At 64.8% G+C, this 25,375-nt stretch carries 21 protein-coding genes; 12 read left to right on the top strand and 9 right to left on the bottom strand.

Annotation, left to right across the window (positions count from 1 at the left end; genetic code table 11):
• Positions 1 to 124 precede the first annotated feature (124 nt).
• The gene (locus M3I54_RS22085) at positions 125 to 1,354 is read left to right on the top strand and encodes a PepSY domain-containing protein (RefSeq protein ID WP_254339785.1); all 1,230 of its coding nucleotides are present in this window, start codon (positions 125 to 127) and stop codon (positions 1,352 to 1,354) included.
• Positions 1,355 to 1,371: 17 nt separating this feature from the next.
• On the opposite strand, the gene M3I54_RS22080 is transcribed toward M3I54_RS22085, so the two are convergent.
• Positions 1,372 to 2,472 (bottom strand): porin, encoded by a 1,101-nt coding sequence (locus M3I54_RS22080; protein ID WP_254339783.1) that lies wholly within the window; start codon positions 2,470 to 2,472, stop codon positions 1,372 to 1,374.
• A 446-nt stretch (positions 2,473 to 2,918) separates the two neighbouring features.
• Here M3I54_RS22080 and M3I54_RS22075 point away from each other — a divergent pair, with 446 nt between their 5' ends.
• From M3I54_RS22075 to M3I54_RS22065, 3 genes are read left to right on the top strand one after another with little or no spacing between them, the layout of a single operon-like run.
• On the top strand, positions 2,919 to 3,806 hold the full coding sequence (locus M3I54_RS22075) for an N-formylglutamate amidohydrolase (RefSeq protein ID WP_254339781.1): 888 nt from the start codon (positions 2,919 to 2,921) through the stop codon (positions 3,804 to 3,806).
• Positions 3,807 to 3,814: 8 nt separating this feature from the next.
• On the top strand, positions 3,815 to 4,594 hold the full coding sequence (locus M3I54_RS22070; RefSeq protein WP_254339779.1) for an IclR family transcriptional regulator: 780 nt from the start codon (positions 3,815 to 3,817) through the stop codon (positions 4,592 to 4,594).
• A 13-nt stretch (positions 4,595 to 4,607) separates the two neighbouring features.
• Positions 4,608 to 6,065 (top strand): YfcC family protein, encoded by a 1,458-nt coding sequence (locus M3I54_RS22065; protein WP_254339777.1) that lies wholly within the window; start codon positions 4,608 to 4,610, stop codon positions 6,063 to 6,065.
• Positions 6,066 to 6,128: 63 nt separating this feature from the next.
• On the opposite strand, the gene M3I54_RS22060 is transcribed toward M3I54_RS22065, so the two are convergent.
• The 3 genes from M3I54_RS22060 to aepX are packed head-to-tail and all read right to left on the bottom strand — an operon-like array spanning position 6,129 to position 10,094.
• Positions 6,129 to 7,196, bottom strand: a complete 1,068-nt coding sequence (locus M3I54_RS22060; protein WP_254339775.1) for a 2-aminoethylphosphonate aminotransferase — start codon at positions 7,194 to 7,196, stop codon at positions 6,129 to 6,131.
• 10 nt (positions 7,197 to 7,206) lie between these two features.
• Positions 7,207 to 8,394 carry a phosphonopyruvate decarboxylase gene (aepY, locus tag M3I54_RS22055; protein WP_254339774.1) on the bottom strand — a complete coding sequence of 396 codons (1,188 nt, stop codon included), beginning with the start codon at positions 8,392 to 8,394 and terminating at the stop codon, positions 7,207 to 7,209.
• The gene (gene aepX, locus M3I54_RS22050; RefSeq protein ID WP_254339773.1) at positions 8,391 to 10,094 is read right to left on the bottom strand and encodes a phosphoenolpyruvate mutase; all 1,704 of its coding nucleotides are present in this window, start codon (positions 10,092 to 10,094) and stop codon (positions 8,391 to 8,393) included. The genes aepY and aepX overlap by 4 nt, the downstream gene beginning before the upstream one ends.
• A gap of 416 nt (positions 10,095 to 10,510) precedes the next feature.
• On the opposite strand from aepX, the gene M3I54_RS22045 reads away from it, so the two are divergent.
• Complete coding sequence (locus M3I54_RS22045) at positions 10,511 to 12,058, top strand: methyl-accepting chemotaxis protein (RefSeq protein ID WP_254339880.1); 1,548 nt, start codon at positions 10,511 to 10,513, stop codon at positions 12,056 to 12,058.
• 219 nt (positions 12,059 to 12,277) lie between these two features.
• Positions 12,278 to 14,059, top strand: a complete 1,782-nt coding sequence (locus tag M3I54_RS22040) for a penicillin-binding protein 2 (protein WP_254339772.1) — start codon at positions 12,278 to 12,280, stop codon at positions 14,057 to 14,059.
• Between the two features lie 8 nt (positions 14,060 to 14,067).
• Here the strand turns inward: M3I54_RS22040 and M3I54_RS22035 are convergent, their stop codons facing one another.
• Together M3I54_RS22035 and M3I54_RS22030 are read right to left on the bottom strand one after the other, a co-directional pair.
• Positions 14,068 to 14,427 (bottom strand): DUF4148 domain-containing protein, encoded by a 360-nt coding sequence (locus tag M3I54_RS22035; RefSeq protein WP_254339771.1) that lies wholly within the window; start codon positions 14,425 to 14,427, stop codon positions 14,068 to 14,070.
• A 116-nt stretch (positions 14,428 to 14,543) separates the two neighbouring features.
• Positions 14,544 to 15,311, bottom strand: a complete 768-nt coding sequence (locus M3I54_RS22030; protein WP_375542186.1) for a Crp/Fnr family transcriptional regulator — start codon at positions 15,309 to 15,311, stop codon at positions 14,544 to 14,546.
• Positions 15,312 to 15,507: 196 nt separating this feature from the next.
• Here M3I54_RS22030 and M3I54_RS22025 point away from each other — a divergent pair, with 196 nt between their 5' ends.
• From M3I54_RS22025 to M3I54_RS22005, 5 genes are all read left to right on the top strand, one after another.
• Positions 15,508 to 17,178: an acyl-CoA synthetase gene (locus M3I54_RS22025; protein WP_254339770.1), complete on the top strand. Its 1,671-nt coding sequence runs from the start codon at positions 15,508 to 15,510 to the stop codon at positions 17,176 to 17,178.
• Between the two features lie 311 nt (positions 17,179 to 17,489).
• Complete coding sequence (locus M3I54_RS22020; RefSeq protein WP_254339769.1) at positions 17,490 to 17,807, top strand: hypothetical protein; 318 nt, start codon at positions 17,490 to 17,492, stop codon at positions 17,805 to 17,807.
• A 794-nt stretch (positions 17,808 to 18,601) separates the two neighbouring features.
• On the top strand, positions 18,602 to 19,195 hold the full coding sequence (locus M3I54_RS22015; protein WP_254339767.1) for a YigZ family protein: 594 nt from the start codon (positions 18,602 to 18,604) through the stop codon (positions 19,193 to 19,195).
• Positions 19,196 to 19,352: 157 nt separating this feature from the next.
• A complete protein-coding gene (gene fliD / locus M3I54_RS22010; RefSeq protein WP_254339765.1) occupies positions 19,353 to 20,795 on the top strand; it encodes a flagellar filament capping protein FliD in 1,443 nt (480 codons plus the stop codon).
• Between the two features lie 319 nt (positions 20,796 to 21,114).
• The gene (locus M3I54_RS22005) at positions 21,115 to 21,360 is read left to right on the top strand and encodes a DUF2964 family protein (protein ID WP_254339763.1); all 246 of its coding nucleotides are present in this window, start codon (positions 21,115 to 21,117) and stop codon (positions 21,358 to 21,360) included.
• 31 nt (positions 21,361 to 21,391) lie between these two features.
• Here M3I54_RS22005 and M3I54_RS22000 read toward each other — a convergent pair whose 3' ends face one another.
• Together M3I54_RS22000 and M3I54_RS21995 are read right to left on the bottom strand one after the other, a co-directional pair.
• On the bottom strand, positions 21,392 to 22,006 hold the full coding sequence (locus tag M3I54_RS22000) for a hypothetical protein (protein WP_254339760.1): 615 nt from the start codon (positions 22,004 to 22,006) through the stop codon (positions 21,392 to 21,394).
• Positions 22,007 to 22,065: 59 nt separating this feature from the next.
• On the bottom strand, positions 22,066 to 22,464 hold the full coding sequence (locus tag M3I54_RS21995) for a hypothetical protein (protein ID WP_254339758.1): 399 nt from the start codon (positions 22,462 to 22,464) through the stop codon (positions 22,066 to 22,068).
• Positions 22,465 to 23,272: 808 nt separating this feature from the next.
• On the opposite strand from M3I54_RS21995, the gene M3I54_RS21990 reads away from it, so the two are divergent.
• Positions 23,273 to 23,677 (top strand): helix-turn-helix domain-containing protein, encoded by a 405-nt coding sequence (locus M3I54_RS21990; RefSeq protein ID WP_028209627.1) that lies wholly within the window; start codon positions 23,273 to 23,275, stop codon positions 23,675 to 23,677.
• Positions 23,678 to 23,720: 43 nt separating this feature from the next.
• Here the strand turns inward: M3I54_RS21990 and M3I54_RS21985 are convergent, their stop codons facing one another.
• Positions 23,721 to 25,346, bottom strand: coding sequence for a diguanylate cyclase (locus M3I54_RS21985; protein ID WP_254339757.1), 1,626 nt, complete (start codon positions 25,344 to 25,346; stop codon positions 23,721 to 23,723).
• Positions 25,347 to 25,375 lie beyond the last annotated feature (29 nt).

The raw sequence follows: 25,375 nt of genomic DNA, 5'->3' as shown, positions 1-25,375 counted from the left end.
GCGCCTTCGACGGTCGATCCGTAGAATGCAAACGATTCCTATTTGCAGTATTTCCCAAGATTGCCGTGAGCCCAATCGTGATCGCGTTCGCCCCCGCACGCCGGCCGGCGAGCCGAGGTTTCGCATGAGACCGTTGCTGGTCCGCCTCCACCGCTGGTTCGGTCTTGGCACCGCGGCCTTCCTGTTCCTCGCCGGACTCACCGGCGCGGTGATCGCATGGGACCACGAACTCGACGCGCTGCTCAACCCATCGTTCTTCCGTAGCGCGACGCCGGGCACGCCGCTGCCCGCGCTCGAACTCGCGAAGCGTCTCGAGGCCGGAGAACCGCACGCGGTCGTGACCTTCATGCCGCTATCCGTCGAGCCCGGCCATACCTGGATTGCGCAGGTGGCGCCGCGCCTGAACCCCGAACGCCACGCGCCCTATGCGCTCGACTTCAACCAGGTGGCACTCGACCCCGTAACGGGCGAGGAGCAAGGCCGCCGCATGTGGGGCAAGGCATCGCTTGCGCGCCAGAACCTGATCCCCTTCCTCTACCAGCTCCACTACACGCTGTTCATGCCAACGAAGATGGGCATCGACTTCGGCGTGTGGACGATGGGCGTGGTGGGAATCGTATGGCTTCTCGACGGCTTCATCGCGATCGTGCTCGCATTCCCGAGCCTGAAAAGCTGGCGCAAGTCGCTCGCCTTTCGCGTGAAGCGCGGCGGTTATGCGCTCACGTTCGATCTGCATCGCTCGGGCGGTGTATGGCTCTGGGGACTCCTGATCGTAGTGGCCGTGACATCGATTTCGATGAACCTCGGCGCGCAGGTCGTGCGCCCCGTGATGTCGGTGTTCTCGACGCTCGCGGCGGACCCGTTCCGCATCATCGCGCCGGGCCCCGCGCTCACGCCCGCCGAAGCAACGGCCGCGCGTGAACGCATCGTGGCCGAAGCCGCCGATATGGGCCGCCGCGAAGGCATCACGGCGCCGCCGGGCGGACTCTTCCGACTGCCCACATCGGGCGTGTATGGGGTGGGCTACTACGCGGCGGGCAAGGATCACGGCGACGCGGGCCTCGGCAATGCGTGGCTCATCATGAACGCGCGCACGGGACAGGTGCTCGGCAGGCAGATTCCGGGCCAAGGCAGCGCAGGCGACATCTTCATTCAGGCGCAGTTTCCGTTGCATTCGGGACGCATCGCCGGATTGCCGGGACGCATCGCCATCAGCTTTACCGGCATTGTCGTCGCCATGCTCAGCGTGACCGGCGTGCTCATCTGGCTAAAGAAGGCGCGTGCGCGGCGCAAGCCCGCGAAGCAGGCGAAGGCGGCGAGCACGATCGGCACGCGCGAGCGCGCCGCGAACTGACCGCCCGGGTCAGACAATCAGAACTTGTGGCGGATGCCCGTCACCGCGAGGAACTGATTGCCGTTGCTCGATGCGCCCGATGTCCCTTCGATCTGCGCCACGGCATTCGTCGCGCGCTGATAGATGAGGTCGAGATAGACGTCCGTGCGCTTCGAGAGGAAGTACTGCAGCGCGCTGGTCGTTTGCCAGTAGTGCCAGCTATCCTTCTGGCCGTTCGCATTCACGCCCGTCCAGGTTTCGCCGATCGCAGCATGAATGGACGGCGTGATCGCATAGCGCAGGCTGACTTCCGCGTTCTGATAGTGCTGGTACTGGCTTTGCGGCGTCAGCTCGAACGCGACGTTCGTGTACATCGCACCCACGCCGAGTTTGCCGAAGCTGTACACACCGCCCGCGCCCCAAATGCGCTGTTGCGTAATGCCCTTCAGGAATGTGAAGTAGTTGTCCGAAGGAATCGCACCGGTCGTGTCCGTGGCCGGATGATCGAGCTGCACGTACGCCGCGCCGAGCTGCAGCGGCCCGCCCGCGTAGCTCGCGCCCACGCTCCACGAGCGGTTCGTCGCGAAGTCGCCCGCGTTGTTGCTGAAGCCGTACATCGAGTTGATCGTCAGGCCGTGGAAATTGGGCGTGACGTACTTGACGGAGTTGTCGGTGCGGAACGTGTTGTTCAGGTCGTCGGTGTCGAACGGGTGCGTACCGTACTGCGACGTCTCCACGGCCATTTGCAGCGGTTCGAGCGAGTCCTGCGCCGCGTTGTACTGGCGGCCGAACGTGAGCGAGCCCCAGCGGTCGCTCGCAAGTCCCACCCACGCCTGGCGGCCGAAGATGCGTCCGTTCGCGCTCGCGGTGCCGGTCTGCAGGTTGAAGCCGTTCTCGAGGCGGAAGATCGCGCGATTGCCGCCGCCCAGATCCTCGCTGCCGAGAAGGCCCCAGCGTGAGCCCTGCTCGCTGCCGGCCGTCGCCTGGAAGTTCGACTTGCCGCCCTGGTTGCTCGTGTAGGTGAAGCCACCGTCGGCGATGCCGTAAAGCGTGACGCTCGACTGCCCGTTAGCGTGCGAGGCCGCGAGACCGAGACCGCCGATGACGAGTGTGAGGGTGCGCCGGGATGCTTGAAACATGCGTTTTTCTCCTTCTGGCATTCGATGTGCCGTGAATTGACGTTGATCTCCAGATGCGCGCCGCAAGGTGCGATCTATCTTTTTGCAGTCCTGATGAAGCGGCATTGCTGCGCAGCGCAGAGCAACGGCTACCCGCTTGCGCTCCCCGTTGGCGATGACTCGTTTCATCGTCCGCTTGTTTTATTGTTTAAAACAGCGTATTATTTATTATTCGGGCTAGCTTTCCATCCCGTCAAGAATCTGTCAAAAACCTGCGACACGATGTGGGTCGTCGCGGCGTCCGTCAAAAACGCTGCAACCCTTTACAGCTGGTTCAACGCGCCATTTTTACGGTGCCATTCCAGGGGAAACCCCAATCGGCCCGGTTGATATCGCGCGCTACGCTGTCTCTTGAAATTAAAACGCTGTTTTATTCATTAAAACATGCGGCGAGCGACTGACTACCGATGACGAATACCAGCCCACTTTCCTCCCAGACAGACGAACACGCGCCCTGCTTCACCGTTGCGGCACAGGCTGCGCCGCTGCCGATCGTGTTCGACTCCCCGCATAGCGGGATCACTCTGCCGGACGACTTCGGCACCGTCGCGCCGCGCGAGGCGATCCTCACGTCGTGGGACGCGTTCATCGACGAACTGTGGGACGGCGTCCCCGCGCGCGGCGGCGTGCTGATCGGCGCACGATTTCCGCGCGCCTATATCGACCCGAACCGCGCCATCACCGACATCGACGCCGAACTGCTCGCCGAGCCCTGGCCCGAGCCGCTCGCGCCCGAACCGTACACGCAGCGGGGTATGGGCCTGATCCGCCGCTACGCGCTCCCCGGCGTGCCGCTCTATGATCGCAGGCTGCCGATTGCCGAAGTCCGGCACCGCATCGACGCGTATTACCGCCCCTATCGCGCGGCGCTCGCCCAGGCGGCCGAAGCGGCCTACGCGCAGCACGGCGCGCTGTGGCACGTGGACTGTCACTCCATGAAATCGCGCGGCAACGAAATGAACGTCGACTCGGGCGAGGCGCGCCCCGATTTCGTCATCAGCGACCGGCGCGGCACGACATCGGATCCGGCATTCACGCAATGGGTCGCCGATCACTTTGCGGCTGCCGGCTATCGCGTGCAGATCAACGAGCCGTACCAGGGCGGCGACCTGTTGCGCGCCGTGAGCGATCCGGCGCGCAACCGCCACAGCATCCAGATCGAACTGAACCGCGCGCTCTACATGGATGAGGCCGCGTTTTCGAAGCATGTGGGTTTCGACGCGCTCAAGCGCGACCTCGACGCCTTCGCCGACGCCCTCGCCAACTGGGTGCGTGCGCAACTCAACGCAAAGTGAGCCTGGCCATGACCTACATCGTCGATGCCGTCGACAACGCGCTCAAACTGCTCAGTTATGTGGCCGAGCATCCCGGCCTTGGCGTAACGGAGCTGTCCACGCAGTTGGGCATCAACAAATCGCGCACCTATCGCATGCTCTGCACGCTGGAGCTGCACCGCTATGTCGTGCAGGACGCGCAAACCGCCACCTACGCGCTCGGTCCGCAAGCCTTCGTGCTCGGCGTGGCAGCCACGCAGCAGAACACACTCGTACGCTCGGCGTCGCGCCACATGCTCGCGCTCAACCAGGCCATCAACGAGACGATCGTGCTGCGCGTGCGCGAGGGCCTCGAGACGGTTTGCGTCGCGCGTTGCGAGACCACGCACCAGGTGCGCGCCGTAGGCGCGGTGGGCAACCGCCGGTCGATCAACCACGGCGCTTCGGGCAAGGTGCTGCTCGCGTTCGCACCCGGTGCCGTGCGCACCGACTATCTCGCGCGCATGAAGAAGATGCCCGAGGCGCCGGACCTGATCGCGCTCGTGGAGGAACTCGATGCGATCGCGCGCAAGGGCTACGCCGTGAGTCTCGGCGAAGTGACGGCCGGCGCGGTGGCGATCTCCGCTCCGGTGCGTGATATGTCGGGCGCGACGGTCGCGGCCATCGCCATTTCGGGGCCGGAAATGCGCATTGGCCGCGCCGAGATTCCCGACTACCTCGAACGCCTTCAGGCCTGCGCCGATGCGATCTCCGCCGAACTCGGCTATACGGGCGCACGCGCGGCGGCGCTTTCCGCCGAGCACGCATAGAGGATTCCTGATCATGATCGCCGCTCCGCCCTCTTCCCCGCGTGACGACACGCCGCCCGCAGAAGGCGCGAAACAGGAAACCAGGCCGCACGGCAAGATGCTGCACCCTGTCGTCATGATGCTCTGGGTGCTCGCCGCCGCATTGGCGATGACCTGGTTCGTCGACGCGGGCCGCTTCGAGCGCCACGACAAGCTCGTGATTCCGGGCACCTACCATGTGGTGCCGAAAAGCAGCGACCTCGCCACGCTCGTCGCGCCGGCAGTGACGAAGAGCACGCCGGACCATGCGGCGCCCGCGAGCCTTGTCTCGGTGTTCGTCGCCATACCGAACGGGCTCATCAAGAACGCGCCGCTCATCGTCATGGTGATGTTCGTGGGCGGCATGTTCGGCGTCATGAAGCGCACGGGCGTAGTAGACGCCGGCATCGACCGCCTGCTCCAGCTCACCGCCGGCAACGTCTACGTGCTCGCGCCGCTGCTCATGATCCTGATCGGGCTTGGCAGCACCATGCTCGGATTTATCTCGGAGTACCTCGTCATTATTCCGATGGTGATGCTGCTCGCAAAACGGCTCGGCCTCTCGAATCTGTTCGCGGTGGCGCTCGTCGCGATTGCCGCGAAGATTGGCTATATCGCGTCGGTCACGAATCCGCTTTCGCTCGCAGTGGCGCAGCCCATCGTCGGCGTGCCGCTCTTCAGCGGGCTGGCGTTGCGGCTTGGCGTGTTCGTGGTGTTTCTGACGATCGGCATCGCGTATCTGCTGCTATATGTGCGCCGCAGCGGCTATCGGCGCGACGCCGCCACCGAGGCGCTGCATACGCCCACGCCGCTCTCGCGCCGCCACAAGGCAACGCTCGTCATCCTCGCCATTGCGGCCGCCGCACTCGTGTTCGGCACGCGCGAACTGAAGTGGGGGAACATCGAGCTATCCGCGTTCTACGTGGCGATCAGCATCGTGACAGCGCTCGTGGGGCGGCTCGATTCGCGCAGCGCGTCCGAGGCCTTCGTCGACGGCATGAAGGGCATGGTGCTCGCGGGTCTCCTGATCGGGCTTGCGGCATCGGTCGAATTGATCCTCCAGAACAGCTTCGTGCTCGACACGCTAATCGACTACTTCACGCGCCTCGCGCACGGTCGCTCCAGCGTGTGGGTCGCCAACGGACTCATGGCCGTGCAGATGCTGCTCGACGTGTTCATTCCTTCGGTCTCGGGCAAGGCCGCGGTGAGTATGCCGATCATCGGGCCTATCGCACAGCTTTCCGGCGTGAGCGGCCAGACCTCGGTGCTCGCATTCGTGCTGGGCGGCGGCCTCACGAACCTGGTCACGCCCACCTCCGGCATGCTGCTCGCGTATCTCGCCACGGGGCGCGTGGGCTTTGGCGAGTGGATACGCTTCATTCTGCCGCTCTTTCTCGTGCTGCTCGTGCTGTCTTCGGCGACCCTTGCGTTTGCGGTGCTCACGGGATATTGAAGCGCAGCCAAAAAAGCAAACGGGCGGCCGAAGCCGCCCGCTAATCGCTTTCGAAATACGCCTTTAACGCTTCACTTCATCGAACGCCGCAAGCAAGCGCTCGACGTCGGCGGCATGAATGTCGCCCATCGTCGAAATGCGGAACAGCTCCGCCGACAAGCCGCCCTGCCCCGCGTAGATCACGAAGCCGCGCGCCTTGAGCGCGTCATGCAGCAACAGATATTCGACGCCTGCGGGCAAGCGGAACGCGCGCAGCACCACCGACGATTCGTCCTTCGGCAGCACGCTCTCCATGCCGCGCGCGGCGAGCCCTGCGCGCACCTGCTCGGAAAGCGCCGCATAGCGAGCGTGACGCGCCTGCCAGCCGCCTTCGTCGGCGAGTTCGCGCAGCGCCTCGACGAGGGCGTAATACGCGTGCACGGAAGGCGTAAAGGGCGTATTGCGCTGATCCTGCAGCGTGGCAAGACGCTTGAGGTCGAGATAGTACGTGCGGCTATGCGCTTGCGCGAGCGCGGCGCGGCGCACCACCACGAAGGCCGCGCCCGGCACGCCGTGCAGGCACTTGTTCGCCGTAGCCGCCACCGCCGCGATGCTCGTGTCGCCGAAGTCGATCGCTTCGGAACCGAAGCTGCTCACGCCGTCCACGAGTAGCTGCACGTCGCGCTCGCGGCACGCTTCGCCCAGTGCGCGCAGATCGTTCAGGCGGCCCGTGGTCGTTTCGTGATGAATGACCGCGACGTGCGTGATCGCTTTGTCGGCGTCGAGCGCGGCCGTGATGCGTGCGAGGTCCGGCGCCTGCATCCAGTCGTGTTTTACGACCTCGTTCGCAATGCCATACTGCTTCGCGATCGCGCTGATGCGCTCGCCATACACGCCATTCTCGACGATCAGCAGCTTGCCGTTCGAGGGCACGAGCGTCGAGATCATGCTTTCGACCGCAGCCGTGCCGGAGCCCGTCATGAGCACGGCCTGCCATTGCGCGGGGTCGAGATCGTAGACGCCCACGAGACGCGTGCGCGCCTCTTCCTGCACGTCGAAGAACTCGCTTTCGCGATGGCACAGGTCTTCCTGGAGGAGGCTCTGGCGCACGCGTTCGGTGAGCGTGACCGGGCCGGGATTGAGCAGCAGCATCGGTAGTTCCTTATTGAGCGAGCGCGCCGATGTGGCGCATGAGGCGCGTCTTGACATCGGGCGGCGTGATCGTCGGGCGCGGCAGGCCATCGGGCGTGCCGCGGCGAATCGTCAAGCGTACGAAGCGTGTGCCTTCGACGCCCGACGTGCTCTTCGCGCGTTCGCGCGCGGCGGCGAGCACGCTGTCAAGCATGGCGAGATCGTCGCCTTCCACGGCGTCGGCGTAACCGCACGCGGCGGCCACGTTCGCGAACGACACCTGTCCCGACACGGTGGCCTGGCCACCCGTCGAATCGTGCGCGCCGTTGTCGAGCAGCACGTGTGTGAGGTTCGCGGGGCCATAGGCGCCGAGCGTGGCGAACACGCCCATGCGCATGAGCGCCGCGCCGTCGCCATCGAGCGCGACCACGTTCAGGTCGGGCCGCGCAAGCGCGAGGCCGAGCGCGAACGGCGTGACGCAGCCCATCGAGCCCACCATGTAGAGCTGGTTCGAGCGGTCGTCGAGCGCGTAGAGTTCGCGGCCGCAGAAACCCGTCGAGGCGACGACCACCGTCGACTCGGCAGGCGTCGCGGCGATCACGCGCTCGAGCGCCTGCTGGCGCGAAGGCAGTTGATCAGGAGTCCGTCCGGTCCATTTGGCCTGCGCGACGCTCAGCGCGTGCTTTGCCGGCATCGCGCCGCCGCCCGTGAGTTCGTACGGCGCCACGCTGCCCTTCTGCATGACGAGCGCGTACGGGCGGCCCGTTTCGTCCATGTGCTTGACGGCCCGATCGAGCGCCGCCGCAATCTGGCCGGCTTCCGTGGGGAACGTCTCCCACGGAATTTCCATCGTTTCCAGCATCTGCGGCGTGACCGGGCCCATCAGCGCATGCTGCGGCTCGTCGGACACGCCCGGCTGGCCGCGCCACGTCACGATCAGCAGTTGCGGCAGGCGGAACGTCCACGTAAGCGAGGTGAGCGGGCTCACGGCGTTGCCGAGGCCCGAATTCTGCATCATCGTGATGCCGCGCTTGCCCGCGAGCGCCACACCCGCGATGACCGCGACCGCGTCGCCTTCGTTGGCCGCGCTCACGTAGTGCAGCGAGTCGTCCTGCAGCACGTAGTTGATGAACGGCGTGAGGTACGAACACGGCACGCCTGCATACCACTCGAAGCCACGCGAGCGCGCCGCTTCGACAAACTGTGCGGCTTCGATCATGCCTGGCCCTCCGCGCCCAGCGGCGTTTGCGCGTGCGTATAGACGCCCTGAGCGAAATCTCCAGCCCGACGGAAGTCTTCGAGGTCGTTCACGCCGCGCCAGTGGCCGTGCACGTATTGCACTTCGATTTTCTCGCCATCCGCGATCAGCGCGTTGAGCAGCGCCGGCATGTCGAGCGTGTCGAAGTCGGCGCGCGTTTGCAGTTGCGCGAGCTTCTTCGCGAGCTTCGCGCGGCCTGCGCCGCGCACGTTCACGAGGCCGATCCAGCGGCCGTGCGGGGCCGCGCCGTTCGCAGCCGGATCGCTCGCCACGCGCTCGAGGAATACCTTGTTGCCGAACAGATCGCGCTCGTCGGCGGCCGAGCACCATGCGAAGTCGCGCGTGCTGCTGTTCTCCGACTCAGGCGACGAATCCACCACCACGCTGACGTCCGCTTCGCTTTCCACGAGATCGCGCAGGATGTAGCTGCGGAACACCAGGTCGCCGTACGAGATCACCGTGTCGTTATCGAGCGCGCCAACCGCACACGCGAGCGAAGCGAGTTCGTTCGTCTGCGCGAATCGCTCGTTGCGCACGAGCTTGATGCCCGCCGTGTCGATGGCTTCGGCCTTGTAGCCGCCCACCACGGTGATGTCATTGACCGACTGCTTCTTGAATGCATCGACGAGCCAGCGCAGGAGCGGCTTGCCCGCAACCGGCAGCATGACCTTGGGCTTGTCTTGCGTGTAGGCGTCGAGGCCCGAGCCGCGGCTCGCGGCCAGCACGATCGCCGAGCCTGCGCCGCGCGACGTAGCCGAAAGGTAGCGGTCCTCGGCTTCCGAGTATTCGTCGGCGTCTTGCAGACGGAAAATTTCGTTGACCGTAGCAATGCGGTCTTCGACATCGACGAGCGTTTGCGTTTCGTAAATCGTCCTGGTCACGGCCTGCATGGCCGAAACGGCCGCGCGGATCTGGTGGTTCGCCCAGATCACCGTGCTGATGCCGGCCTTGCGGAACACATCGGTCGGCGTGCTGTAGTACTTGGTCGGCACGATCACGAGCGGGCCGCGGCCCGCCCACTCGCGCGCGAACGTGAGGATCTCGTCAGGCCTGGAGAGCTTGCTGTGGATGAGGATCGCATCCGCGCCGGCCAGGCGATACGCCTCGGCGCGCTTGAGCGCTTCGTCCATGCCCCAGCCCGCGATCAGCGCCTCGACGCGCGCGACGATCGAGAAGTGCTCGTCCGTCTGCGAGTCCTTACCGGCCTTGATCTTGCCGCAGAACTCGTCGATGTCGGCGAGCGGTTGCGCCTCGCCCTTGATGAAGCTGTTGGTCTTCGGGAACTGCTTGTCTTCGATACACACGCCCGCAATGCCGCGCTGCTCCAGCTTGCGCACGAGACGGCGCACGTTGTTGAAGTTGCCGTAGCCGGTGTCGCCGTCGAGCAGGATGGGCAGGTCGCTCGCATCGGCCATGAACTCGAGGTTGTCGACCACCTGGGTCCAGCTCGCCTCGTTGTTGTCGCGCACGCCGAACTGCGCGGAGATCGAGAGGCCCGAGCCCCAGATCGCCTTGAAGCCCGCCTCGCGCGCAATGCGTGCGGAAAGGCCGTTGTGCGCTTCCATCAGGAATTCGAGTTCGTTGCTGGTCAGCATCTGGCGCAGCCGCGCGCTGCGCGATGTGGCCATAGCGGCGGGGACCAGGGGTTCGCGTGCGTTCATTCTTGTTACTCCAGTGGACGTCATGACGGCGGCAGCGGGGGCTGCGCCGTGTGCGTCGCATCGTTGGGAAAGGTCCTTCATCCCGGCGTCATCGCGGGCCTCGAAGTCCGGCCGGCCGGGGGCAAAGTCGCGACTATAACGGAAATGATTCCTATCCGCAGTCGATCACCGCAGAGAGTGGCAAATCATGGAGTTACAGTGAAATTTGTGGCTTTTGTCGGCGCGTTCGCAGGTGTTTCAGCGTCGCGTCATATGAGCCAGATCAAAGATCTTTGTTTTGTATGAAGAAAATCTGCCTAAGCAGGGTTCCCCCTGGGTCTCGCGCACGTTTGCGTGGGCCGTAAACACACTCTGGCGGCAACGTATCGCCAGTCGTCCCGCTCCTGCCCTGAAATACCCGACCGACCATGCAGAACATGACCCTCAACAAGAAGCTCCGCTCGATGATCGCGATCCTCTGGATCGGATTGCTGTTGATCGTCGCCTTTGGCGCCTGGCAAAGCCGCGAAGCGATGATCCGCGAGCGGCGCGCGCAGCTCACCACGCTCGTCGACGAAGCGACGAGCATCGCCAACTACTACTACGGCCTCTCGCAACGCAACGTCATGCCCGAAGCGGACGCCCAGAAGCAGGCGCTCACCGTGATCGGCTCGATCCGTTATGGCACCGATGGCTACCTGAGCATCAACAACTCGCAGTCGGTCATGCTGATGCATCCGATCAAGCCCGAGCTCGACGGCAAAATGCTCGCCGATTTCACCGATCCCGCCGGCACCCACGTGTTCAGCGAGCTCGTCAGGGTCGCGAACGGCCCGAACGGCGGCTTCCTCGACTACCTCTGGGCCAAGCCGGGCCACAGCGACCCCGTTCCCAAGCTGAGTTTCGGCCACCGCTTTGTGCCGTGGGACTGGGTGATCGTGACGGGCATGTACATGGACGACGTGCGCGCCGAGTTCTACGACAGCCTGCTGCGCTGGCTCGGCGTGACCTTCCTGCTGGGCGGCGCCGCCACCGCCGTGATGGTGCTCGTGGTGCGCAGCGTGCGCAGCAGCATCGGCGGCGAACTGGAAGGCGCGGTGGATGCGGCCAATCGCATCGCCCAGGGCGATCTCACCTTGCGCCTGCAGGTGCAGGGCACGAACGAGACCAGCCTGATGCGCGCGCTCGCAACGATGCAGACGGCGCTCGTGCAAACCGTCTCGCGCGTGCGCAGCGGCGCGGAAAACATCAACGTGGGTGCGAACGAGATTGCGGCGGGCAACACGGATCTCTCGCAACGCACCGAGGAACAGGCGGCGGCGCTCGTGCAGACCGCGTCGAGCATGGATCAGATGACGGCGAACGTGCGCCAGAACGCGGATAGCGCCCAGCATGCGGCGTCGCTCGCGAGCCAGGCCGCCGACGTCGCGACGCGCGGCAGCGCCGTAGTCGACGACGTGGTGCGCACCATGGGCGACATCACGACGAGTTCGCAACAGATCGGCGACATCATCGGCGTGATCGACGGCATTGCGTTCCAGACCAATATCCTCGCCTTGAACGCGGCCGTGGAAGCGGCGCGCGCGGGTGAACAGGGACGCGGCTTCGCGGTGGTGGCCGCCGAAGTGCGCAGCCTCGCGCAGCGCTCCGCCACCGCCGCCAAGGAGATCAAGGCGCTGATCGAAAAGTCGACCGGCACCGTGACCGAAGGCCAGCATCTCGTGACCAACGCAGGCTCGACGATGACCGAGATCGTGCAGTCGGTGCGACGCGTGCACGAGATCCTCGAAGAGATCAGCAACGCTTCGCGCGAGCAGAGCGCCGGCATCGAGCAGGTCAACCGCGCCGTGGGCGAGATGGATCAGGTGACGCAGCAGAACGCGGCGCTCGTTGAAGAGGCCGCCGCCGCCGCCCATTCGCTCAAGGATCAGGTGAGCATGCTGCGCGAGTCGATCGCGAGCTTCCGCTTGCCCGCGCACGCGTAACGCTGTCGCCACACCGGCTCGGCGCCGGTTCGCTTGTCTTCCCGCCGGGCCGCATTCGCGGCCCGGTTCGCTTTGCGCCTCTCCCGCTCCCCTCTAGCGCTCGCGCCGCACGACGGCTCGCAACGCGCGCCCAATTGTCTTGCGGCCGTGCGCACGCATCATTTCAATTAAATTACATCATGTTTACAATGTAATTCTGCCTCCCACCCCGCCTTGCCGATGATCCGTTCCAGGAAACCGCCGCGCGACCCGCACGCAGCCGCGACCCGTCACCCGATGCTTGCGCCGCGCCTGCCTGCGTGGCGCTCGAAGTTCATCGTCTTCGTCACCTTCGCGGCCTTTGCTGCGCTGGCCGGGCGTGCGTTCTGGATTCAAATCGCCAATCACGGCTTTTACGTGAAGCAGGGCCAAAAGCGCTACCAGCGCACGCTGGAGCTCGACGCCATGCGCGGGCGCATCGTCGACCGCAACGGTGCGCTGCTGGCGGTGAGCCTCGCGACCTTCGAAGTCTGGGTGAATCCGAGGCTCCTCGACGCCGCCGCCCACGCGCCGCTCGCGCGCCTGCTCGACATGCCGCTCGCGGAACTGGACCGGCGCGTTGCCGGCGACCGCTCCTTCGTGCTGCTCAAGCGCCAGGTGGACGCCAACACCGCCGAGCATATCGAGGAGATGGGCATGGGCAGCATCACCCTGATCGCCGACTCGAAGCGCTATTACCCCGAAGGCGAATCGGCCGCGCATGTGGTGGGCTTCACCGACATCGAAGACGCCGGCCAGGAAGGCGTGGAGCTTGCCGCGAACGCGCGGCTGCGCGGCACGCCGGGCCAGCGCGAGGTGATCCGCGACCGGCTCGGGCGCGTCGTTTCGGAGCCGAGCGAGCGCGTGCAGCCGCGCAACGGCGACACCGTGCAGCTCACCATCGACCGCCGCGTGCAGCAGCTCGCGTACACGCAGCTCAAGGTCGCCGTCGCGAAGAATCATGCAGAAGCGGGCAGCGTCGTCGTGCTCGACGCCCAGAACGGCGAAATCCTCGCGCTCGCGAACTGGCCGTCGTTCGACCCGAACGACCGCACGAGGCTCACGGGCAAGCAGTTGCGCAACCGCGCCGTGGTCGACACGTTCGAACCCGGCTCGACCATCAAGCCCGTGCTCGTTTCGCTGGCCATGGACCTGCGCAAGGTCAACGAGAACACGATCATCGACACCTCGCCGGGCACGTACCGCATTGGTCCCGCGACGATCCACGACACCTCGAATCACGGCCGCATGACCGTGGCGGAGGCGATCCAGAAGTCGAGCAACATCGCTCTCGCCAAGCTCGCGCTGAATCTTCCTGCGCAAACGATCTGGGACAAGTATCAGGAGTACGGACTCGGGCAGAAGCCCGCCGTCACGTTCCCGGGCGTGGCGCCTGGCCGCGTGCGGCCGTGGGCGCGCTGGCGCCCCATCGAACAGGCGACGATGGCATACGGCTACGGCCTTTCCACTTCGCTCCTGCAGATGGCGCAGATCTACACGGCCTACGCCGGTAACGGCACGCTGCATCCGGCCACGCTGCTGCGCGATGCGCCAGGTGGGGGCAGTGCATCCGCGTCGGCGGAGCGCGCGGTCACGACACCGACCACGGCCGCCTCCATGCGCAGGATGCTGGAAATGGCGACGAGCGATGGCGGCACGGGGCGCGCCGCCAATGTGGAAGGCTATCGGGTGGGCGGCAAGACCGGCACCGCGCGCAAGCAGGTCGGCGCGGGCTACGCGACGAACCGCTATCGGGCGCTGTTCGTCGGCATGGCGCCGATGAGCGCGCCGCGCGTGATCGTCGCGGTCATGATCGACGATCCGGCGGGCAAGGCGTTCTACGGCGGCACGGTCGCAGGGCCGGTGTTCTCGGGTGTGACGGCCGGCACGCTCCAGTTGCTCGGCGTGCCGCCCGATGTCGCGGCCGGGCCCGAGAGTGCCAGGGGTGCGAACGGCACCAAGGTCGGCTCAGGGCGCGGTTAGCGCCGCCATCAATGGTGGCGATAAGCGGGCGGCTCACTGCCGGACACGGCGGCAGGCGCGCCCGCTTCACCGTTCTGCGCAGGCGGTGCGCCGTAACCCGACTGTGCGACCTGCGCCTGCGCCAAACGCGCTTCGTTGGCGCGCTTTTCGGTAAGCCGGCGCATGGCTCTCTGCACATCTTCCGGGTACGTGACGTCGTTCGCCGAAGCCGGGTTGTAGCCCACCGACTCCAGATCGGCCAATTCCTGCAGTACCTGGGCGCGCGTCACCGGGCCGTTTTGCGTGCCAGTGGATTGGGCAAACGACACCGCCGGAACGATCGCCATCATCGAAACCAGCGCCGCGCGTAGTATTGCGTTTTTCACCATGCTCTCCGTATGAACTCGATGAGCAAAGTCTACGCAGCGCGGCCACACATAAAAACCGGCTCGCGGGAGAGAGAGTCTTCTATTCCTCGCAAGATTGATAAGGAGTTCTGCAATCCTCAGATCTGGTCGCGGCCAAATGCGCGCAGCCCGTCGAGATCGAGCACGTCCACGCGGTTATACGAGAGCGCGACGAGCCCCTGGCGCTCGAGCATCTGCAGGGCCTGGTTGATCCGTTGACGCGACGCGCCCGCCAGCATGCCGATCTCCTCCTGTGAGATGTCGAGCGCACGCCCCGTCTCGGGGTAAAGATCGGGATTGAACATCTGCGCGAGCGACTGCGCGACGCGCGCATCCACGTCGAGCAAGCGGCTGTTCTGGATCAACGCGATGAACTCGCCCATGCGGTTGTTGAGCTGATGGATCACGAAGCGGTTGAACGGCAGGCTGCAGTCCATGAGCCGGTGGAACGTATCGGTGGCGACGGCCATGACGAGCGACGGCTGCAGCGCGATCACGTCGTACTTGCGCGGCTCGCGCTTGATCACGCTCCCCTCGCCGAACCAGCCGCCATGCGGCACGCCCGAAAACGTGCAGCCGCGCCCCGATGCATTGAAGATCGCCAGCTTCACGAGACCGGCACTCACGCCGAGCCACCAGTCGGAGGGCGCTTCGCGCGCGGCGACGATCGCGCCCGCGGCATAGCCCTGCGCATGCGAGGACGCCAACACCCACTCGCGATGCTCGGGCGCAAGCGCGCGGAACCACACGCAGCGCTCGAACAGTGCGGCGAGGCGCGCGGTGTTTGCTGCGTCGATGCGCTCGCCTTCGCGCCATGAATCGCGGGCGGGCGGTGTCCCGTCCGGGGGCATAATGGATTGCGACATCGCGCTTTCCTGGGGTTAGGTCAATCTTTGGGTCGATCTTGTCGAGCGGATCGTGCGTCGCGGCCCGCTCTGTCGCGCCGGCGACAGACTGGCGTGCGCGGCCCTGCTACGGTAGCGCGAATCATACCTACAAACCTACGACTGACCGCGGCACGGCTTGAGGCCGGCATCGGCGATCGACACCGGAGACACCGCCATGTTGCATCCGCACGAAGAAGGGCTCGCGCAACGCGAAGCCAATTATGTGCCGCTCACGCCGATCGATTTCATCGCCCGCGCCGCCGAAGTCTATGGCGACCGCCTGGCCGTCGTCCACGGCGACGTCCGCCGCAACTGGCGCGAAACCTATGCGCGCACGCGGCGGCTCGCGAGCGCGCTCGCGCAGGCGGGCATCGGCCGCGGCGACACGGTGGCGGCGCTGCTGCCCAACATCCCCGCGATGGTCGAGGCGCACTTCGGCGTGCCCATGCTCGGCGCGGTGCTCAACACGCTCAACACGCGACTCGATGTCGCAACCATGCTGTTCATGCTGCGCCATGGCGAAGCGAAGGCGTTGATCGTCGATACCGAATATGCAGCGCTCGCGCAGCGCGCGGCGCTCGAATTCCCCAACCTGAAGATCATCAGCGTGGCCGACATCGCGGCCGCCGACCCCGAGTTTTTCCCGCGCGCAACCGACTACGAGGCGTTCATCGAACAAGGCGATCCCGAGTTCGCCTGGGAGCCGCCGCGCGACGAATGGGACGCCATTGCGCTGAACTACACCTCCGGCACGACGGGCGACCCCAAGGGCGTGGTCTATCACCATCGCGGCGCATACCTCAACGCCGTGAGCAACATCCTCGAATGGGACATGCCCAAGCATGCCGTGTATCTCTGGACGCTGCCGCTCTTTCACTGCAACGGCTGGTGCTTTGCGTGGACCGTCGCCGCGCGCGCGGGCGTGAACGTGTGCCTGCGCAAGTTCGACGCGAAGCTCGTGTTCGACCTCATTCGCAGCGAGCGCGTCACGCACTATTGCGGCGCCCCCATCGTTCAGGGCGCGCTCGCCGACGCCCCCGCTGAGTATCGCGAAGGCATCGCTCACACGGTGCGCACGATGGTGGCCGGCGCGCCGCCCGCGCCGGCCGTGATCGCGAAGATGAAGGCGATCGGCATCGAACTCACGCATGTCTATGGCCTGACCGAGGTGTACGGCCCCGCTGCTGTGTGTGCGGTGCAGGAGCGCTGGCAGACGCTGCCCGACGAGGAACAGGCGCGCCTCACCGCACGTCAGGGCGTGCGCTATCACCTGCAAAGCGGCGTGAGCGTGCGCAATGCGCTGACGATGGAACCCGTGCCCGCCGACGGCGAAACGCTCGGCGAGATCATGTTCCGCGGCAACATCTGCATGAAGGGCTATTTGAAGAACGAGCGCGCGACCGAAGAGGCGTTCCGCGGCGGCTGGTTCCACACGGGCGACCTCGGCGTGATGACGCCCGACGGCTACGTGCGCATTACCGACCGCAGCAAGGACATCATCATCTCGGGCGGAGAGAACATTTCGAGCATCGAGGTGGAAGACACGCTGTATCGCCATCCGGCCGTCGCGCTCGCCGCCGTCGTGGCGATGCCCGACCCGAAGTGGGGCGAAGTGCCTTGCGCGTTCGTCGAACTGCGGCCCGGCGCGAGCGCCACGGCCGAGGAAATCATCGCGCACTGCCGTCTCTTTCTCGCGCACTTCAAGGTGCCGCGCGCCGTGCGGTTCGGTGAACTGCCGCGCACGGCCACGGGCAAGATCCAGAAATATGAGTTGCGCGCGCAACTAGGTTCGCAAAGCGCAATCGACGTGGCTGGCGCACCACTCGCGCCGAAAACACCCCGGTAAGAACGACATCGGGACCTTCTGGCCGGTACAGGTGACGCATTCGGGTGGCCAGCGCCGCCCGAATGTAACGTCAGTTGACAACCCGACCCCCTCTGGTTTGTTCCCAATTGTCAGGTATGGCGCTTAAACCTTTCTGCATCAAGGGCCAATTGTCAGATCGGCCTTTTTCGCGCGAACAATCGTATGAAACGAAAGCTTACAAGTGGTCACGTTTTCCTCCGCTTCGGGCCGATAAGCTTTGAACCGTGGTCGCAACACAAAGGCATCCCGATGCCGCGTGACTGACGACGCAACCAAAGAGGAGGTAACTCATGAATACGAAGAGCTGGAAGACCCCCGCCCGCGCCATCGCCGCAGCACTGATCGCCGGCGGCGCATTGATGGGCGCATCGAGCGCCTTCGCTCAATCCGCACCGTATGGGCTGCGTGCCGAATCGGCGCCGCAATACGGTCAACCGCACATGATGCCGGTGGACGCGCGCGTCTCGATCGGCTGGCACGACAACCGTTACTACGACGGCCACCGCTATTGGGAGCACGACGAGTGGATGCACCATCACCCGCACGATCCGGGTCCCTCGCACTACCGTGACGACGACCATCGTCCGCCGCCCCCGCCGCGTTACTGATCCGCACGACGCACGCGTGATTCAGGGGCCACCTTCTCTGGAGGCGCCTGAAGCGGCACACCGAGGCCGGTCTCCCCCAGGGAGACCGGCCTCGGCGCATTTCGGCTCCTTACTTCGCCATGCGCGCGCGTTCGTATCGATATTATTCGGCATGCGAATCAATATGACCGCAATGGCCGCCACACGGCGGATCCGGACTGCCATGCCGCGCGCCGGGCGCAGCCAGAAAGGCATACGTCAGTAATTGCAGGTAATGCGGAAGTGTTGCCCGCCGCACGCCCGGCGGGTAACGTTGATGGGCGTTTCGTTCCCCGGAGCGCACGGTGTATTCTCATTGCCCGGCCAGAGATGGCCGGGATTTTTTTTGCGCGCTGATGAGAACGCTAGCGCCCTTCGGGCGCAGGCGCACCAGGTTTTTTTTCCGATTGCGGACGCAATTTTGCGCACGTAAGGTGGGATTGCCTCTTGAGAACAGGCGAGCCTTGTGACCCCCGGTCGTGACACAGTCCGACCGGGGCTTTTTTTGGGCTTCTGTGCTTTTGGAGAATCGCGTCTGCCGGAATGGCGCCGCGAGAGAAAGAACTATGACGGATCACCGAATGAGGAGTTCGGCTTCGCTCCAGCCAGAGCTAGATCCGTCATGCCGTGCATTATCCGGGCTGAAGGCCGGGGCGTCACTAGCATCTAGCGCAAAGAACCATTACGCAAACTGGCAAGATATGGGGGCGGACGTCGAAAGCCGACCCGTACGCATCGGTTAACATGGTGGTTTCGCCTGCAGTGCCCACCCGCTTGTGCCAACTTTCACGCTCGCCCATCCCGTCACCGCGGAACTCGAGATCCGCAAGAGCCGCTTCATCGCGCACGCCATTCCTGTTGCCGACCGCGAAGCGGCCATGGCTGAAATCCGCCGTCTGCGCGACGAACATCCCACCGCCACGCACGTTTGCTGGGCGCTGCTCGCGGGCGGCCAGTCCGGCATGGCCGACGACGGCGAACCCTCCGGCACCGCCGGGCGCCCGATCCTCGAAGTGCTGCGCCATCACGACCTCGATGGCGTGCTCGCAGCCGTGGTGCGCTACTACGGCGGTGTGAAGCTCGGCGCGGGTGGCCTCGTGCGCGCCTATACCGACGCCATTGCCAGCGCCTTGCATGGGGCCGAGCGCGTCGAGCGCATCGCGCAGGCGCGCCTCACGGTCGAACTCGGCTATCCCGACGAAACTCGCGTGCGCCACTGGATCGACCAGGAGCAGTTCACGCTCGTGGCGAGCCAGTACGCGATGACGGTGCGCCTCACGATCCAGTTGCCCGCCACCGCCGTGGACGCCGCGCGCAACACGCTGACCGACCTCACGCAAGGCCGCTCGGGCTTCCCTGAGCACGTCTGAAGCGGGCAGCCGGCTGCCTGGGCAGTGCAAGTCGCGCACTTTTCAAAATCTTTTCATTTCTTTCATAAAGTTTCATGAAAGCTTGCCGTAATGAAAGCAAGGCCGCGCATTCGCGCGCTCCGTCGACTCGACGCACCAGAACGAACGGACTTCTTTCATGGCAAGCACGATCACGAACACCACGACCGCCAGCGCGAACAGCGCGCTGAGCGACGCCGCCCAGTCGATCATCAGCGGCGCGACCAACTCCTCGCTCGACGTCAACCAGCTCGTCAAGGCGCTCGTCAACGCAAAGATCGCGGGGCCAAGCGCCATCCTCAGCGCGAAGCAGACCGCCAGCAACACGACGCTATCGGCGCTCGGCACGCTGAAGTCGGCGCTCGCTTCGCTCCAAACCGCACTCGAGCCATTCAAGGACGGCGCCGCGCTGCAACGCTTCACCGCCACGACCAGCGAGAAGGACAAAGGCTTGAGCGCAGTGCCCGGCAAGAACGCCGTGGCGAGCAGCTTCACGGTCGAAGTCGATCACCTGGCGACGGCGCACAAGCTCGCCACGGACAGCTTCGACACCGGCGAGACCCTCGGGGAAGGCAGCCTCGACATCTCGATGGGCGACAAGTCCATGCATCTGACGATCGCCGCGGGCAGCAACAAGCTCACCGACGTCGTCGCGGCGATCAACCGGGCGAAGGACAATCCCGGCGTCACGGCTTCGATCGTCAACGGCGCCGACGGTCAGCACCTCGTGCTGACCGCGAACAAGACCGGCGCGGCCCACGCGATCGACGTGCAGGCGGGCCCGGGCGTCGATACGCGCCTCGCTTCCTCACAGATGCGCGAAGTCGAGGCAGCCGGCGACGCCGAGCTGCGCATAGACGGCACGCGCGTCACGAGCGCAAGCAACACGGTCGAAGGCGTGGTGAGCGACATCACGATCAAACTCGAAAGCGCCTCGGTGGGCACGAAGCAAACGCTCACCATCGCTCGCGACACCGAAGCGACGGGCACATTCATCCGCGACTTCGTGAAGGCGTACAACAGCTACGTGGTTGCCCTGAACGGGCTGACCTCCTACACGGCCGCGACCGGTTCGACGAGCGCGCAAGCGGGCGCGCTGCTCGGCGACTCGATCGCGCGCACACTCGCGGCGAGTTTGCCGGCGGTCGTTTCGGCGGGCGTGAAGGGCAGCGACGGCGTGACCCATTCGCTGGGCGAGATCGGCATCAAGCTCGACAAGAGCGGGAAGCTGGAGATCGACGACGATACGTTCAAGAAGGCGCTGCAACCGGGCAACAGTGCGATTGCGGCGCTCTTCGGCAGCGGCGGCATGACCGCAAAACTCAACAGCGCCATCACGCCCTACGTGCAGTCGAGCGGCATCATCGAGCGGCGCAGCACTGCCATCAACAAGGAGCTCGACGACATCAAAAAGCAGTCGTCGATGCTCGATGTGCGCGCAACCCAGCTCACCGCGAAATTCAACCGGCAGTTCACCGCGCTCAATAACCTCATGTCGATCATGAACAACAACCAGCAATATCTGACACAGCTCTTTGGCGGCGCAAACAGCGCGGGCGCCCTCGCGACGAATCACAAATAAGGCGGGAATACGCACGGCTCGACGCTAGCAAACGTCGACGACAGACAAAAAAAAGGCCGCCGAACGAATCGGCGGCCAACAGGGGACGTGAAGAACAACCGCGAATCGAACTATCGAATCGACCCGACCGCTCCATCATGGCGAGCGAAAATTAAGACAAACTTAAACGCGCGCAAAAAACGATCGGGAATTCCGGAGCGATAGCGCGCAGGCAAATGAAAGAACGCGTGATAATGGGCTGGCTATACTTGATCTGGTCCAGGCCGCTCATTCATTCGAGCCCGTATGACCGACTTCTACCCAACCCGGAAGAGCCGCCATGTTTGATCGACTGCATCGGTTTATCGAAGGCGCAGGTCCCGAGCGGCGCCATCGCGTCTGGAGCAAGCTGCGCATTTTCGTGGCCGCAATGGGCACGCTCGGCTCGGCCGCCGGCATCGCCATCGCGGTGGTCGGCCTCATCAACTTCGACCACCAGAAGGTGATTACCGGCGTGGCAGTCATCATCGTCTGCACGGCGATCTACGTGTCGATCCTCGTGCGCGACCGCAATCGCGCCGACTAGCGCACGCCGCCACGCCGTCACTGCCGCTGCCTCACTGCAAGTTCTGACCGCCGCGCGTGACCTGTATGGCCGTCGCGCCCACGTAGTCGGCGCGAATGCTGTCGCCCACCTTGATCGATTCTAGCGGCACATCGGGCGGCGCCACCACCACGACCGTGCGGTTCGGTCCGCGCAATGCGACCTTGCGGCTCTTGCGGTCGATCTTCTCCACCGTCGCAATCACCTGCACGCTACGCGCCGTCGCCGTCACGCCACCGGAAGCGGGCATGGTAGCGACCGTATCCACGCGCGAGCGTATGCCCCTCGTGGCCACCTTTTCGGCACGCAGCAGCAACGCCTCCTTGTAGAGGATGTTCACATGATCGCCGGGCTTGAGTTTGCTCACGTCGCCGACCGCGGGATCGACCGCGACCGTCACCAGGTTGCGTCGCGCGCCGCGCAGCGTGACCGAATTGGTCGCCGCGTCGATGCTCACGACCGTCGCCGTGGTCTGCACCTCGCCGATCTGCAGCGCGGCATTAGGCGCACTTTCAGGCGCGGCATCGGACGCCGTCTGCGCAAGCAGCGGCACGTGCGGCGACACGCCGAGGGCAAGCACGAGTATGGCGCCGAGCAGCGGCGTGGAAGAACGATAGCGCGTGGACATGTAGCCTCCTTGTGTAGATCGTAAATGGCAAAAGAGCGGCATGGCGCCGCCCCCACGCATCAAGCGCTGTTCATGCAGGCGTCTTCGGCCGCACAGCGCAGGTAATGCGCATAGACACGCTCGCGTTCCTCGCTCGCGAGCTGACGCTTTTCGGCAAGCCGCAGCATCCGATGCCGGTCCGCGCCGAGCGTTTCGTAGTAGCGCTCGGTATGCAAGCGCTTGAAACGCGTATAGAAGTCCGGGCCGGGCAAGCCCGAATCGGTCGAGAGCAACGAGGCATAGTCGGCCTCGTGCAGCTCGCACAACGCGGCCGCGGCCGCCTCGAGCTTTTCGTAACGCACCCGCAACGGCACGTCGCCTGCGAACAGCGCATGAAACGCACCGTACGGCACGAGCGAGCGCCGGCTCGCAGCGCGGCGCAGCAAACGACCTACCTTTTCATCGAGTTCTTGATTCATCCGCAGCGGCCAGAAAGCGGGCCGCCGCCCATGCCGCGCGTCGTTTGACGAAAAGCGCGGACGCATTTGGCGGCCCGGCAGGATTCAGGGACCCGTTTCGCTACGCGATACGCTGCGCGGCGAATCCGGCATTCTGCATTCGCTCATTCGAATCCAATCCGCATTCGAATCGATTCGAAATGTTTGCGAAAAACATTCTGCACAAAAAAATCAAATCACTCTCTGAAAATGCTCCATAGCCCTCGCCAGCCACGCGGAGCCACGCCAATTTTTACCGCGCAGAGCGCCGAAAACGCTAACAAACATCTAAAGGTGCAACCACCACCATTTAATCCATATTGGATAAGATCGATCCAACTCAATATATGCTGAATACTGAATTAGTCATACAAAACAATGCAGAGTGTTGCTTTCCAATGTTTGAGCAATTAAGTCAGGTTATTCGGCTGCAATTGGAGCAAACTTCGCATTGCGGGATCGACGCGAAATGGCAGCGTCCATTGTGACCAACGCGAGTCGGTTGTTTTTTCCATTAGTTCAGGATTATCCACAAGTCAAGCAGACTATTTTTCCGCTAGCTATACACATTCCCTACAAAAACAATTATTAATATCCGCTGCGGAACACCGAGGCGTTTCGCAACAAGCGCCCTTCACCGGGCGTCGATTTCGCCGTCCGTCATGGCTCTCGCGTCACCGCACCGGCGCCAGGTCCATGGCAAGCGACAAGACCCGCTTGCAGGAAGGGTTACAGGAGCGGCACATCCGCAATGCCGCGTGTCCGGAATCTTTCGTCGACGAGTGAACACATGCTTACCCGAACCGAGAACCTGCCGAGCGTCGCGAGAAGAATGGCCGCCGGCCAGATGTTGATGGAAGGCGCGACCGTGAATAGCGTCGCCGACTCACTCCACCTTTCCGCCCAGACGGTGAGGCGCTACAAGTCCATCGTCGAGGACGGCGGTCTTGCAGCGCTCCAGCAGATGAGCGTGGGCGGGCGGCCTTCGGTGCTCGATCAGGCCGCGCTAGGCTGGATCGCGAGCGCCCTGCACGGCTCCGCGCGCGACCACGGCTTTCCGAGCGATGCGTGGACCAACAGCCGCGTGCGCGAGCTGATCGGCCGACAGTTCGGCGTGCACTATTCGCGCGTCTATACCTGGCAGATCGTCTCGAACCTCGGCCTCGGCCACCGGCTGTCGAAATCGGCGCGCTGAACGGCATGGAGGGCGTCGCGCGCCGCACGAAAGGCGGCGCGCCTCAGCCCCGGGTTGCGGGCGCATCGCGGCCTCGGCTTCCGGCTTCGGAATCCACCAGTGGCTGCGCCCCCTCGCCCGTCCATTGCTGCGACCGGACCTGATTGCGGCCCGCTTCCTTCGCCTCGTAGAGCAGGCGATCGGCGGCGGCCAGCAGTTTGGCGCCGCTGCCGCCCACCGGCGGATTGCAGCTCGCACACCCCGCGCTCACCGTCACGCGCCCATGGTGCGTACCACTCAGCGTGAGATTGTCCGACTCGATGCGTTTGCGGATCTTCTCCGCCATGCGCGTCGCGGCGTCGAGCGCCGTGCCCGGCAGCACCATCGCGAACTCTTCGCCGCCAAAGCGTGCGGCGAGATCCGTTGCGCGCCGCGATCCCGCAGCGATGCGCCCGGCCACGAACACCAGCACCTCGTCGCCGGTGGCGTGCCCGTAGGTGTCGTTGAAGAGCTTGAAGTGGTCGATGTCGAAAAACAGCACGGAAAGCGGCGTGCGTTCGCGCACCGCGTGATGCCATTCCTGCGCGAGACGGCTGTCGAGCGCGCGGCGGTTCGCGAGACCCGTGAGCGGGTCGGTGACGGCGAGGCGCGCGAGCTTGCCCTCGGCCACCACCTTGTCGCGCAGCGCGAATGCGAGCATCCAGGACACCACGACCCACGCGCCGCCGAACAGCGTGGTCATCGCCAGCGCAATATAGCTGCGCCGCCGCCAGCCGGCGAGCACGTCCTCCACGGCGGGCGCCACGACGACGATGAACGGCCAGTTGCCCACATGCGCAAAGGTGTAGATGCGCTCAACCCCGTCGAGCGCCGAATGCGACGTATAGGTGCCGGCGTCGCGCCGCGAAAAGAACGCGAAATTCGGCAGGTCCGCGTAGTTCGAGCCGGCGCCGCGCATCGAGGACGGCTTGCTCGCGAGCAACGTGCCGTCGCGCATCAGAATGAAAAGGTGGCCGCCTGGGCCCAGGTCGATGCGCTCGAGCTGTTGCTGAAAATAGTCGAGGCGCACCCCGAGCAGCGCGACGCCGGCGAACGTGCCGTCGGGCGCGTTGATGCGGCGCGTGAGGCCAATCGTGAACGCGCCGCCGCGCAGGCGAGAATGGAACGGCTTCGAAAAGAAGAGGCCTGGATGCGGGTCGCGCTGCTGCGCGATGAAGTAATCGCGGTCGGCGAACGAAACGCTGGCGGTTAAAGCCTCCAGGGTGTTGCTCCGCGACGCTTTCACGTGGCCCGTGGCGTCGATCACATAGGCCCCGCCGAGCCTCGATGCCGCCGTTGCGCGGTCGAACAGCATGCGCTGGCGCAGCGCCTCGGGCATGTGCCAGGTCTGCGGCTGCTGCGCCGCCATGACCACGGCCTGCAGGGACAGGTCGTAAATCTCGACGTTGCGGGCAATATCGTTGCTGATGAGCTGCACGAGGTTGCGCGAGTTCTCCTGCGCATGACGCAACTCTTCGGCCCGGCCCTCGTAGAGCGCCGCGTAGGTCAGGATCGCCATCACCGTCGCGACGAGCGTGCCGGAGAGCCCCGCGAAAAAGGGATAGTTGGCGATCAGGCCGGTCGCCGCCTTAGCCCGCGCGATGGCCCAGCGGCGCACCAGAAGACGCAGCGAAAGAACCCGTTTTGGCATCTGCGCAATCCTATTGCTGACGGCGCGAA

The organism is Paraburkholderia sp. CNPSo 3274 (assembly GCF_024206475.1).
Classification (GTDB): domain Bacteria; phylum Pseudomonadota; class Gammaproteobacteria; order Burkholderiales; family Burkholderiaceae; genus Paraburkholderia.
Note: the sequence above shows the minus strand (reverse complement) of the source record. Positions and strands in the feature narration are given on the sequence as shown.

Coding starts and splice junctions, on each gene's coding strand:
- M3I54_RS22040 (WP_254339772.1), top strand. CDS start 12,278: ATGATCCGTTCCAGGAAACCGCCGCGCGACCCGCACGCAGCCGCGACC.
- aepX (WP_254339773.1), bottom strand. CDS start 10,094: ATGAACGCACGCGAACCCCTGGTCCCCGCCGCTATGGCCACATCGCGC.
- fliD (WP_254339765.1), top strand. CDS start 19,353: ATGGCAAGCACGATCACGAACACCACGACCGCCAGCGCGAACAGCGCG.
- M3I54_RS22035 (WP_254339771.1), bottom strand. CDS start 14,427: ATGGTGAAAAACGCAATACTACGCGCGGCGCTGGTTTCGATGATGGCG.
- M3I54_RS21995 (WP_254339758.1), bottom strand. CDS start 22,464: ATGAATCAAGAACTCGATGAAAAGGTAGGTCGTTTGCTGCGCCGCGCT.
- M3I54_RS22030 (WP_375542186.1), bottom strand. CDS start 15,311: ATGTCGCAATCCATTATGCCCCCGGACGGGACACCGCCCGCCCGCGAT.
- M3I54_RS22060 (WP_254339775.1), bottom strand. CDS start 7,196: ATGCTGCTGCTCAATCCCGGCCCGGTCACGCTCACCGAACGCGTGCGC.
- M3I54_RS22070 (WP_254339779.1), top strand. CDS start 3,815: ATGACCTACATCGTCGATGCCGTCGACAACGCGCTCAAACTGCTCAGT.
- M3I54_RS22080 (WP_254339783.1), bottom strand. CDS start 2,472: ATGTTTCAAGCATCCCGGCGCACCCTCACACTCGTCATCGGCGGTCTC.
- M3I54_RS22000 (WP_254339760.1), bottom strand. CDS start 22,006: ATGTCCACGCGCTATCGTTCTTCCACGCCGCTGCTCGGCGCCATACTC.
- M3I54_RS22045 (WP_254339880.1), top strand. CDS start 10,511: ATGACCCTCAACAAGAAGCTCCGCTCGATGATCGCGATCCTCTGGATC.
- aepY (WP_254339774.1), bottom strand. CDS start 8,394: ATGATCGAAGCCGCACAGTTTGTCGAAGCGGCGCGCTCGCGTGGCTTC.
- M3I54_RS22075 (WP_254339781.1), top strand. CDS start 2,919: ATGACGAATACCAGCCCACTTTCCTCCCAGACAGACGAACACGCGCCC.
- M3I54_RS21985 (WP_254339757.1), bottom strand. CDS start 25,346: ATGCCAAAACGGGTTCTTTCGCTGCGTCTTCTGGTGCGCCGCTGGGCC.
- M3I54_RS22020 (WP_254339769.1), top strand. CDS start 17,490: ATGAATACGAAGAGCTGGAAGACCCCCGCCCGCGCCATCGCCGCAGCA.
- M3I54_RS21990 (WP_028209627.1), top strand. CDS start 23,273: ATGCTTACCCGAACCGAGAACCTGCCGAGCGTCGCGAGAAGAATGGCC.
- M3I54_RS22025 (WP_254339770.1), top strand. CDS start 15,508: ATGTTGCATCCGCACGAAGAAGGGCTCGCGCAACGCGAAGCCAATTAT.
- M3I54_RS22005 (WP_254339763.1), top strand. CDS start 21,115: ATGTTTGATCGACTGCATCGGTTTATCGAAGGCGCAGGTCCCGAGCGG.
- M3I54_RS22065 (WP_254339777.1), top strand. CDS start 4,608: ATGATCGCCGCTCCGCCCTCTTCCCCGCGTGACGACACGCCGCCCGCA.
- M3I54_RS22085 (WP_254339785.1), top strand. CDS start 125: ATGAGACCGTTGCTGGTCCGCCTCCACCGCTGGTTCGGTCTTGGCACC.